We start from the raw sequence: 10,961 nt of genomic DNA, 5'->3' as shown, positions 1-10,961 counted from the left end.
GTAACTATTCAGGTAGCCTTGTTAGGGCTCCACAATTTTTCCTCGTTCCGAGGAAAAATTGGATATAAAATGAATTATTTTTTTCTTTTATGAAACGTGAAGAGATTCTTGCTCTGTGTGCTTCAAATCCTGAAGTTATTGTAGCTTACATTGAGAGCCTTGAATCTCAAATTAAAGAGCTCACCCAGAGATTGATAGCCTTAGAATCTCGGTTAAATCAAAATAGTAGAAACAGCAGTAAACCTCCTTCTACTGACTTTTTTATCAACGAAAAACCCAATCCCAAGAGTCGCCGTAAAAAGACCGGCAAGAAACCTGGAGGTCAAGAAGGTCATCCAGGCACTACTCTTGATATGGTTAATGATCCTGAGTAGCTAATTGAACATTCTTTGACCTGTTGCAAAGAATGTGGACATACTCTTGAGGATGTTGAAGTTAAAGCATATGAGAAAAGACAGGTTTTTGATATTCCTCCTGTGAGTCTCACAGTTACAGAACATCAAAGTCAGATTAAGACCTGTCCTTGTTGTGGAAAGTTAAATAAAGCTGTTTTTCCAGAATCAGTAAAATATCCAGTTCAATATGGTCCCAATATTTTAGCCTCAGCAATTTACTGTAAAAACTATCAGTTTATACCTTATGAAAGGATTTCCGAGTTTTTTGATGACATTATGGGGATAAAAATCTGTTCTGCTACCATAATCAGAGCAGAAAAAGAATGTTTCCAGAATTTAGAGGAATTTGAAAACATGAGTAAGGAGAAGTTAATAACTTCTCCTGTTATCCATTGTGATGAAACTGGGATGAAAGTTGAGGGAAAAAGACATTGGCTTCATGTAGCTTCTAATGACAAATACACCTGTTATTTTGCTCATCGTAAAAGAGGATCAGAAGCAATGGATGCTATGGGAATCCTTCCAGAGTTTAAAGGAATAGCAGTTCATGATGGATGGAAACCCTATAACAGTTATGAATGTAATCATGCTCTTTGTAACGTTCATCTCCAGAGAGAACTTACTGGAATTGAAGAGAATTATAAACAGCAATGGGCTAAAGAGATGAATGAACTACTCACTGAGATGAAAAAATATACTGATGAGTGCAAAGAGCAAGTCAAAGATCTGGATTTTGAGCTAATTAAAACATTGGAAAAAAGGTTCGATGCTATCATCAGGAAAGGAATTGAAGAAAACCCACCTTCTCTAAACCCCGAAAAACAAGGAAAACGTGGTAAGAATCCAAAAACCAAGGCCAGGAATCTACTGGATAGGTTTATAGAATACAAAGAAAAAATTCTGAGATTCCTGAAGGATTTAAGAGTTCCATTTGAGAATAATCAGGCAGAAAGAGACATCAGAATGATGAAACTACAGCAGAAAATATCAGGAACTTTCAGAACAACACAAGGAGCGGAAGCTTTCTGCAGAATTAGAGCATACATTTCTACAATCAGAAAGAATAGTTTGCCTGTTATAGAGGGTATTCTTGCGGCGCTCAAAGGAGCGCCGCTAACTATACCCTGAATAGTTACCTTTTATTTTTATAATTTAGTCAAAAAATAGGTTGTATTTTTTGTACGCTAATGCAAAGTTAATGTACAACCAGATTTTACAAAGTTAATTAGTCGAAAAATAAGTTACATCTCTTTACGAAGTTGCCTTGACCAAAAAAGTTATCTCTTTTTAGAAGTTGCCTCAGCAAAAACTAATTTTTTTTATTTATAAAATATCTAATAAAAAGCCGAATTTTTGTACATTCATAATTTGAGAATAAATCGAGCATACATATTAATTTTTCCTCATATGTCAATATAATTTCATCAAAATTTCCACTTTAGATTATTTATAAAAGTTTAATAGAGATGAGAACATAACAGCAACAACAAGTATCAAATCTCAAGTTTTTCGATTTATCTTATTTCCTATTCATTGTTCTAAGGCTTACCTATGGATCCTTACACAGTATCAGTCCTCTTAGGCTTATTAACTAATGGACTATATTCTTTAATACTTAACACCTGTGATAAAGTAGGAGACCTGACATTCAGGAAAGAGGATATTAACGAACGTCTAGCGAAAAACGAGGCTAATTTCACTTTGCTCATTGAAGGAGCTTTTCAGGATCTTCCTCCCATTATCAAACCGGAAGAATATTATGAGTTTCTTAAATCTAGGGAATTATTGGAGATTGTAAATAGAATATACTCTTTTGGTTTATCTGATTACGAAAACATAGACAATCTGGAAAAAGTTAAAGAAGATTTTTGTGAACAACTTGCATTTTATTTTACCCAAAGAGAAAAAATATCTACTGTAGCTCCAAAGCTCTTCTTCATTCTTGTTGAATGTTGTCTGGAATCTCTTGATATGATTATTAACGAAGAACAGGATCTTTTAGCACTTGATTCCAAAGTTAAAATCTACTTTAAGATTTCATTGCACAGGCTTGCCAAGTATCAAGACAAGATGCTGGAAGAAATCAAGATAAATCGGATGTTAAACAGGCAATACCATAAAGAGAATGAGAAATCTCTTAATGAAATAATTTATTTACTAAGGAAGATTGACTCTAAAGAAAAAAGCCAAGAGTCAGAAACTCAAGTATGTGAATTCTTCATTCCTTATAGTAATTTGACAATGAGTAATACTGTTACTAGTTCCTCTGAAATTATATCTTCCTCATGTGATAAGTGCCAATATTCTGATAAACAAGATACCTCTAGTAGTTTAGATGCAGATTTGTGGACAATTAAAAATTTCGGCTCGAAAAGAAATTTAGATCTTTTCGATCGTGCACATTTACACCATTTAATAGGAAATTACGTAAAGTCACTAGAGATTTGTGAGGATATTCTGAAATCAAAACCAGACTGCTATGAAGTCCATTTCTTTAAGGGTGAGGTTCTATCAGATATGGGTATGTTTGAGCAAGCAGTGGAGGCTTTAGACAAAGGAATTGAAATAAATTCTAATGATCCAATTGTGTGGTTTAATAGGGGGCATATGCTGGCCTCTAAACTTAAAAAATTTGATGAAGCAATAAGTTCTTTTGATAAGGCAATAGAAATATTTCCCGAGTTTGATATTGCTTGGACATGCAAAGGTAGCGCATTTGGTGACCTTGGTAAACATGAAGAAGCCTTAAAATTATGTGAAAAGGCTATTGAAATTAATCCAAAAAATGACCTTGCGTGGTATAATAAAGGCAATGCTTTAGCCAACTTAAAGGAATACAAAGAATCTATAGATTCTTATGATAAAGTTATAGGTATTGATAAGGACAACATATTAGCTTGGTATAAAAAAGGAAGGGTATATTATTATATTTTGAATTATAAAGAAGCACTTTATGCAATTAGTGAAGTAATTAAACGAAATCCTGATTATGAAGAAGCCTGGCATCTTACAGCGATTATATATAATGAAACTGGCCAAATAACCAAGGAATTAGAAGCGATTAATAAAATATTAGATATAAAGCCTCAAGAAATAAACGGATGGTATTTAAAAAGCAATATTCTTTTTAGTCTCCGAAGAGAAAAGGAAGCACTTGACTCAATTGAAAGAGCATTGGAACTAAAAAGTGATAGTTTTGAAGCTTGGGATTTCAAGAGTATTATTCTTCTGAAGTTAAAAAGATATGATGCTGCTTTTCAGGCTGTTTCTAAGGCACTGAGTATAAAATCAAATATAGCCAAAACATGGTTAGTTAAAAGTGCTATCCTTATTTTTCTTGGCAAATTCAAAGAAGCATTATTATCTAGTGAAAAAGCCTTAGAACTAAATCCCGACTATGCTTATGCATTTTATGGCAAATCCCTTAATTATTTTCATCTTGATCAATATAATGAAGCACTTCAATCAATTCAAAGAGCTTTAGAGCTAGAATTTGACATAAGATATTGTTATCTTAAAGCAGTCATTCTTTACACTATTGGACGTTTCGATGAGGCACTTGAAGCTACTGAAACCTTAATTAAAAAAACCCCAAATAATCCAATATATTGGAATCTTAAAAGCAACATTCTCGTTTCTCTAAAACAAAACGATGATGCTTTGAAAGCGATGGAGAAAACAATTGAATTGAAAGAGGATGCTATAGATGAAGATTCTAGTGAATTTAGTAGGTATTTGAAACCTAAAATACAGAATGAATCATTAGCTTCAATTACTGAACCTTTGTTAATAGAACCTGACTATAATGATAAAGATTACTACATCAAATGTGTATTTCTTAACAATCTGAATAAAAATGAAGAAGCACTTAAAATAATTAACGAATCAATAATGTTGAATCCTGGAGATAGTAAGCTATGGCTTTTGAAAGCAAATAATTTACTTAAACTCGGTTACTATGAACAGGCACTCAAGTCAATTGAAAGAGTCTTGGAGTTGAATCTATTTGGTGAAAAAGGGTGGTCTATTAAAGCTTTTATTTATTATAAGCTTAATTTTAAAGACGAGGCGTTGAAATCTTATGAAGAGGCTTTAAAGATTAATCCAATAAGTGCTCTAAATTGGTATAAAAGAGGATCTATTTTTATTGAGCTAGAAAAATATAATGAGGCTCTTGTTTGTTTTAATAAAGCTCTTGAAATTGATCCTACATATGCTAACGCATGGCATCTTATGTCTATAACTCTTAAAGAATTGGGTAATATTAACGATTCTCTTACAGCAGTTAATAAAGTATTGGAATTAAAACCTTCAGACGTCGGTGCATTATATTTAAAAGTACTTCTTCTTTCCAAACTTAGTAATGACGACGAATTTCTTGATACTGCTAATGAAATATTAAAAATAAAAACCGATGAATTTCAAGTTTGGTTTTTACAAGCAAAGGTTCTTTTTAAACTTAAAAGATATATTGAGGCACTTGGAGCTGTCGAGAGATCAATTGAAATAAACCCTAACTCAGCTAAATCATTTAGACTTAAAAGTCTTATCCTTTCAAATTTGGGTCGAGATGAAGAAGCATTAGAATCTATTGATATAGCTTCAGGATTAAAATCAGAGATTGCTAATAACTTGTCTAGAAAATCACAGATTCTTTTTGAACTCAATCAGGAAATTGACTCTCTTAAAGAAATTGAAAAATCTTTAGAATTTAACCCTTTTGACTATAAATTATGGTATCAAAAATGTCTGACTCTTCATGAGCTTGGAAAGAATGATGAAGCCTTGGAAGTTATTAACAAAGTAATTAATTTAAAAACTAATTATACGCATGCACACAATACAAAGGGAAATATACTCCTTAAATTAGGTATGGATAATGAGGCTTTGGATTCTTATAACAAGGCATTACAATTAAATTCAACATTACAAGATTCATTGTCTAATAAGGCTTCAGTATTATATCAACAAAACAGAGATGAAGAAGCACTTGAAACCATCAATAGTTTATTGAAATTGAAATCTGACTTTGCATATGGATGGTATTTAAAAGGTGGAATTTGTAGTAAGCTTAACTTGAACAGCGAAGCACTTGAAGCCTTAGAAATCGCAATCTCAATCAATCCCAATTTAGAAAATATTTATTATCAGAAGGCTTGCGTGCTCTCTAAACTTGGAAGGAAAGAGGAGGCTTTAGAAGCTTATAATAAAGAACTAGAAATAAATCCAAAAAATGTGGCTGCTTGGCATAATAAAGGCATCATATATGAAAAATCAAAAAGATTTGAAGAAGCATTAGACGTCTACAACGATGGACTAAAAATAAATACAGACTTGCTTGATTTATTGAATGACAAATACGCAGTTCTTAGCAAACTAGGTTTGACAGAAGAAACTCTCAAAACTATTGATCAAATATTGTATTATACTCCTAATGATGTAGACAAACTGGCAAAAAAGGCTGCTTGCCTTAATCTCCTTGACAGGCGTAGCGAAGAGCTGGAATTGATTAATAAAATACTCGATATAGATCCAGAATACGCTGACATTTGGGGTCTTAAGGCAGGAGCTCTTTATCATTTTGGTAGAAAGAGTGAGGCATTTAAAGCAATCGAAAAATCATTATCTTTAAAACCGTCTGCTCCAATTTTAGAATTTATAAGCATTATCCTTTTTCATGAAAAAAGATATTCTGAAGCCTTGAATGTTATTGATAAAGCACTTGAAATAAACGCAAATGATGCTGATATGTGGTTCACAAAAGGTAATATTTTTGTTGAACTTAATAGAAATGAAGATGCAATCAATGCTTATGATAGAGCACTAGAATTAAATCCTGAATTCTTGAAAGTATTATGTAACAAAGCTGCCGTTTTCCTAAAATTAAATCGTAAAGATGAGGCTTTAAATAATGTTGAAAAAGCATTGAGCTTGAAATCAGATATTGCTTATATATGGAGTCTTAAAGGAGTAATTCTTTCCAAAATGGGATTATTTAATGAATCTTCTGAAGCTTTTTCTAACTCATTAAAAATAGAGCCTGAAAATGAAGACACTTTATATAATTTGGCTTGTTTTTATTTACTAATGGGTAAAAAAGAAGAAAGTCTTAACAATTTAAATCGTGCTATAAATATTGAAGGATCATACAAAGAGAAAGCAAAAAATGATCCCGATTTCAAAGGTTTATGGGATGAAGAAAGTTTCCAAAAGATTGTTTCTTGAAATCTTATCGACCTTTATCCTTTTAATCCTCACCTAAAAAGTAGCTATCCATTAAATCTTAGCCCTGAAACAATTTTTTTCCAAACCTTAATCCACATCAAAATGATCATTAAGAGTAAAAGCTTATCACTTTTAGATTTTGCTTCATGCAATGTAAATATCTTTAAAAATACCCCAGCTTCTTTGGTTGTTGTGTAACTTAGGAATGGTAAAAATATAATTTCAAATATTCACTTTGGGAATGACTTCATAGCCATTGCTGAAGACAATACCGAGAACAAAAATCATGAAATTGTATCTTCTTTATTCCTTAGTTGTTGTGTAACTCAAAAATACGGAGATTATTAATTTCCTTAATGTTTTACTTCGTTTGTAAAAAACGATTTTTTTAATTTATAGGAATTTTGTGAAATATTTGTTCAAACTTTGGGGAATTTTTTTAAAAAACTTTTTGCAAAAAGAGCAGTTTTAAAAACGAGTAAAAAAGTTTAAAATCAAGTTAAAAAATCATAAAAAGTTAAAAAAGAGTTTTTTAAGAAGCATTTAGGTTTTTTTATCCCCTTAATCTTAAAACATGCCTCTCAACTCTTAAAACCTAACCCCCAGAAACCAAGTTTTCCCAAGCCTTAACCCTTTCTAAAACATGGCTGTTAAGAGTAAATGGTTTATCTGATTTGGCATTCTGCTTCATATAATGTAAAGTTCCTTTAGAAAACCCTAGTTTCTTCCAATCAACATAAGATATACTGAGAATCTTTTGCCTTATGTCGTAAGAATCAATTCTCTCAATTTCATATTCAGGTTTAACAAAATCCAGTTTTTCCTTTTTGCTTGTGAGATAATGGGCTAATTCTCTTACCTTCAAAAAGATAACATAGCTCCAAATGCTTTCTTTTCCCTGGTAACTTACTTTTTTGTTCAGCATATTGGAAAACTCATTAACAATCTTGCTACTGTAGGCTTTAATTTCAGATTGTAATTCTCAGTCCTGATAAAGTCTTTACTTCCCATAGCTCCACTTTCAACCAGACTGATTACAGCCAGATCCACAAGGAGCCTGAAAGGCTCCTAGAGATCATAAGCTAAGCTGTTCTTGCTTGGTGTCATTTCATGCAAAAAACCTACGTGAGCATCCAGACCCACCGAATTAATGGCTCTCAGGCATTCAGATTCAAGCAACGAATAGCCATAATTGAGCATGGTGTTTATCTTACCTCCTGAACCCATAATCTTTTGAAAGTTATTGCTAAGAAAAGCAGAAACCCTGTTTTCAAATTGAACTTAACAATTCCCCAGCCCATTATTAATGAATTTACTTTTCGGGATATAGTACAGCAAATCGTAAGCATATTAATGAACTAAAGGAAATAAGCCAGGAAGCAAGCTTTTTATTTTGTAGTGGTTTAATGTATTATCTATAAACTTACAGACTTTATCCAGGTGCAGATCTTCATTATCTTTTCTCCTGTGCATTTCCAGAACAAGCAAGTTATAGTATTTTGAAAAGAAATCGATTTGTTTTTTCCAGGTTTTTGCATTACCTCTAAAACCATGAGCCAGTATGTTCCAGGCAATAGAACTGCCTGTTTGGTAAACTTCGGCATCAAATCTTTTTTCTTCTTCCATTGGTTATTCCTATCAATCTTTTCTTAAAAGCACAGTACTTCAAATACTTAGAGAAGTTTTTATGGACATGCTTCGGCATTTTTCTGAATAGTTCTTCTGATACTTTTTCCCACTCTTTTGCTCTCTCAAAACTTTTCATCGCAAGAGCTTCAGCCGATTCCGGATTGGCCAGATGGGTTGACTTTGCCCCGGCTGCATTAACTACATCAATGATTGCTTGCGGATTATCTATCAACGGGCAGGGTCTTAATGGGTTTTTCGAAAATGGCTGGGCATTTCTGAAAGTCGTGAAGAATTTAGACCTGAGAGCTTCAACAAGCGACACTTCATATATGTTTGAATCGGAATAGTGGCAAAATGCACATGGTTCAACGTCACCCTTAGCATTGATATGAGCAAAACCAACACCTGCACCAATGCACCCGAAAGACAGATGTCCATTGTTCCAGAAATCTATGACCACATAATTGTGTTTTATGCAGTAATCCCTGATTCTTTCATGTACGTATGCTCTTTGCTCGGCAGTACATACTAAAGAAGTATCCGCACTGCTTCCTACTGGCATAAACTGGAATAACCAGCCAAACCAGGCACCTTTCTGGCGCATGTAATCAAGAAATTCATCGCTGGCTATGGTCTTATAGTTCTTTGAATGGTAGCAAGATGAAAAAGCAAATGCAATGCCTCTGGATTTTAAAATATCCATAGCCCTGATCGCTTTATCGTAAACACCCGCCCCTCTTCTGAAATCTGTTTCTTCCTTTGTCCCTTCAATACTAACAAAGACATTCAAATTGCCCAGTTTAGCCATTTCATCGGCAAACTCTTCATCGATCAAAGTGGCATTGGTAAATGCCCCAAATGTCATTTTGTTATGCTTTTTGCATAGTTTCAGAATATCGTCTTTCCTGAGTAAAGGTTCACCACCGGACATCAGACAATCCATGATTCCCAGTTCTTCAGCCTGATTTAATATATCATCTAACTTTTCATATGAAATATTATGGCCACTCTCATAATCCTTAGACCAGCACCCTTTACACTTCAAATTACAGTTACTGGTCGGGTCTACCAGAAGGACCCTTGGAATAGAACATTTATTTTTAAATCCATTGTACTGCTCTTTCAAAGCAATGAAATTGCCCATTGTTAAACGAGTTGACATTCCTTTAGCAAAAAAGAATTGCTTACTCCTGTAGATGTAAGCCTTATGATGTGGAAAAGGAGGGATTTCTTCTCTTTTTCCATTGATCATCAAATATTTCACTTGCAAAACCTCAGACCTTATTTTTCAGTTAAGGATACTTTCTGTAGAATTATTCCATCAAAAACAAATTCACTATCTGAATTTGATGTCACCTGATTATTTCAAGTCCCGGGACAACTGTATAGATACGTGAGAAATATTCTTCCATTACACTTACGTTTTTCTCTTTGATGTATTTATCTGGAGGTGGGACGGCTCCATGAATGAATGTTTCCAGATCTCCGTTAATTGATATTTGTAATACTGACCCGTCCTTTACTATATATTGAATCTGTCTGGCAGTGGAATAGGGGCATTGTCTGCAATATCTGAATATAGATCGATTTTAAGCCTCTTTATGTCAGCAGTACTTGATCCTTCTATAGTCCCATCAGGCAATACTTTTACCTGCAGATTGCCAAACCACCAGAATCCAGGCGAGGCTCATTTAATAAAGCCGTTGCCTCTTCATTAGTTAAAGTGAATTCCTTTCGTTCATATTAGATGTTGGACTTAAGATCCGTTTAAGAAGGTATTCGTGGATTCGAATCCCACCCCTCGAACTGTGTTTTTTGGTTATAGGTAACTCGAAAAAACACAACGCTACTGAAAAATTCTCGCAGTATCACTTTTTAGATTTATAAAATCTTAAATTAACTTTCTAATTTCATAAATAAATATAAAGATAATTTTAAAGTATGCACTACTGCAACAGATCAACAGCGCCTCTTTTTTAAAAAGTTGCCCTACAAAGAAAAAACGGGTTCTGTTGCAAAAATAATAAATATAGAAGTAAAATATAATGAACATATAACTTTTGATTTTATAGTCTTTGCACCTAAAGTCTTATCTTCCTCCACAATTCACCTTTCTTATTATATATAATAATGTTTTTACATAATATTAGATATTTATAAATCTGAAATTAATGTCTTATTAAATATCCCAAAAATGGATAAATTTTATAACCCTTGTATTTTGAGGTTAAAAAGATGGATATAAATGACAAATATGATCAAGAAACAGTAATGGTTATGGAAAAAGTATTGAGCAAAAATTCAAACTGCATTGATATTGGTGCTCATGCAGGTACGCTTTTATCGCAAATGCAGCGTATCTCACCAAAGGGCATACACTATGCTTTCGAACCAATACCAGAGCTGTTTGAAGACCTCCAAACCAGGTATCCAGATGCGAAAATATATCGTTTAGCCTTATCTGACAAAAATGGGAAATCTACTTTTAAACATGTAATAAATAATCCAGCATATAGCGGCCTTAAACTTAGAAGATATGATACGAAGGATCCAATTATTGAAGATATCATGGTGGATACAAAAAAATTAGATGATGAGCTCATCCCAAAACTCAAAATTGGATCTCTAAATCTCGAATTTTGAACTATCAATAGGGTTTCCTCATGGAAAATAATTCTGAAACTTTCATTAATTTAGGAAAAACCTGGTTTT

The 10,961-nt window shown here is 33.1% G+C and carries 6 protein-coding genes and 1 pseudogene; 3 read left to right on the top strand and 4 right to left on the bottom strand.

Annotated features, from left to right (window positions below; translation table 11 throughout):
- Nucleotides 1-89: 89 nt before the first annotated feature.
- Both tnpC and ACPK8D_RS15675 read left to right on the top strand, forming a co-directional pair.
- A pseudogene (tnpC, locus tag ACPK8D_RS15680) lies at nucleotides 90-1,523 on the top strand (IS66 family transposase).
- Nucleotides 1,524-1,946: 423 nt separating this feature from the next.
- Nucleotides 1,947-6,620, top strand: coding sequence for a tetratricopeptide repeat protein (locus ACPK8D_RS15675; protein ID WP_424718787.1), 4,674 nt, complete (start codon nucleotides 1,947-1,949; stop codon nucleotides 6,618-6,620).
- 595 nt (nucleotides 6,621-7,215) lie between these two features.
- Here the strand turns inward: ACPK8D_RS15675 and ACPK8D_RS15670 are convergent.
- From ACPK8D_RS15670 to ACPK8D_RS15655, 4 genes are all read right to left on the bottom strand, one after another.
- A complete protein-coding gene (locus tag ACPK8D_RS15670; protein WP_424718786.1) occupies nucleotides 7,216-7,545 on the bottom strand; it encodes a CRISPR-associated protein Cas1 in 330 nt (109 codons plus the stop codon).
- 143 nt (nucleotides 7,546-7,688) lie between these two features.
- Nucleotides 7,689-7,820, bottom strand: a complete 132-nt coding sequence (locus tag ACPK8D_RS15665) for a CRISPR-associated endonuclease Cas1 (RefSeq protein ID WP_424718785.1) — start codon at nucleotides 7,818-7,820, stop codon at nucleotides 7,689-7,691.
- Between the two features lie 150 nt (nucleotides 7,821-7,970).
- Complete coding sequence (locus ACPK8D_RS15660; RefSeq protein ID WP_424718784.1) at nucleotides 7,971-8,246, bottom strand: hypothetical protein; 276 nt, start codon at nucleotides 8,244-8,246, stop codon at nucleotides 7,971-7,973.
- On the bottom strand, nucleotides 8,224-9,501 hold the full coding sequence (locus tag ACPK8D_RS15655; protein ID WP_424718783.1) for a radical SAM protein: 1,278 nt from the start codon (nucleotides 9,499-9,501) through the stop codon (nucleotides 8,224-8,226). The genes ACPK8D_RS15660 and ACPK8D_RS15655 overlap by 23 nt, the downstream gene beginning before the upstream one ends.
- A 983-nt stretch (nucleotides 9,502-10,484) precedes the next feature.
- On the opposite strand from ACPK8D_RS15655, the gene ACPK8D_RS15650 reads away from it, so the two are divergent.
- On the top strand, nucleotides 10,485-10,892 hold the full coding sequence (locus tag ACPK8D_RS15650; protein ID WP_424718782.1) for an FkbM family methyltransferase: 408 nt from the start codon (nucleotides 10,485-10,487) through the stop codon (nucleotides 10,890-10,892).
- Nucleotides 10,893-10,961: the final 69 nt, after the last annotated feature.

This window comes from Methanosarcina sp. (genome assembly GCF_049706645.1).
Taxonomy (GTDB): domain Archaea; phylum Halobacteriota; class Methanosarcinia; order Methanosarcinales; family Methanosarcinaceae; genus Methanosarcina.
The sequence above is the reverse complement of the archived record's forward strand: the minus strand, read 5'-3'. Positions and strand labels throughout refer to the sequence as shown.

Excerpts from the sequence above, each read along its gene's own strand:
- ACPK8D_RS15675 (WP_424718787.1), top strand. The coding sequence starts at position 1,947 with ATGGATCCTTACACAGTATCAGTCCTCTTAGGCTTATTAACTAATGGA.
- ACPK8D_RS15670 (WP_424718786.1), bottom strand. The coding sequence starts at position 7,545 with ATGCTGAACAAAAAAGTAAGTTACCAGGGAAAAGAAAGCATTTGGAGC.
- ACPK8D_RS15665 (WP_424718785.1), bottom strand. The coding sequence starts at position 7,820 with ATGCTCAATTATGGCTATTCGTTGCTTGAATCTGAATGCCTGAGAGCC.
- ACPK8D_RS15660 (WP_424718784.1), bottom strand. The coding sequence starts at position 8,246 with ATGGAAGAAGAAAAAAGATTTGATGCCGAAGTTTACCAAACAGGCAGT.
- ACPK8D_RS15655 (WP_424718783.1), bottom strand. The coding sequence starts at position 9,501 with ATGATCAATGGAAAAAGAGAAGAAATCCCTCCTTTTCCACATCATAAG.
- ACPK8D_RS15650 (WP_424718782.1), top strand. The coding sequence starts at position 10,485 with ATGGATATAAATGACAAATATGATCAAGAAACAGTAATGGTTATGGAA.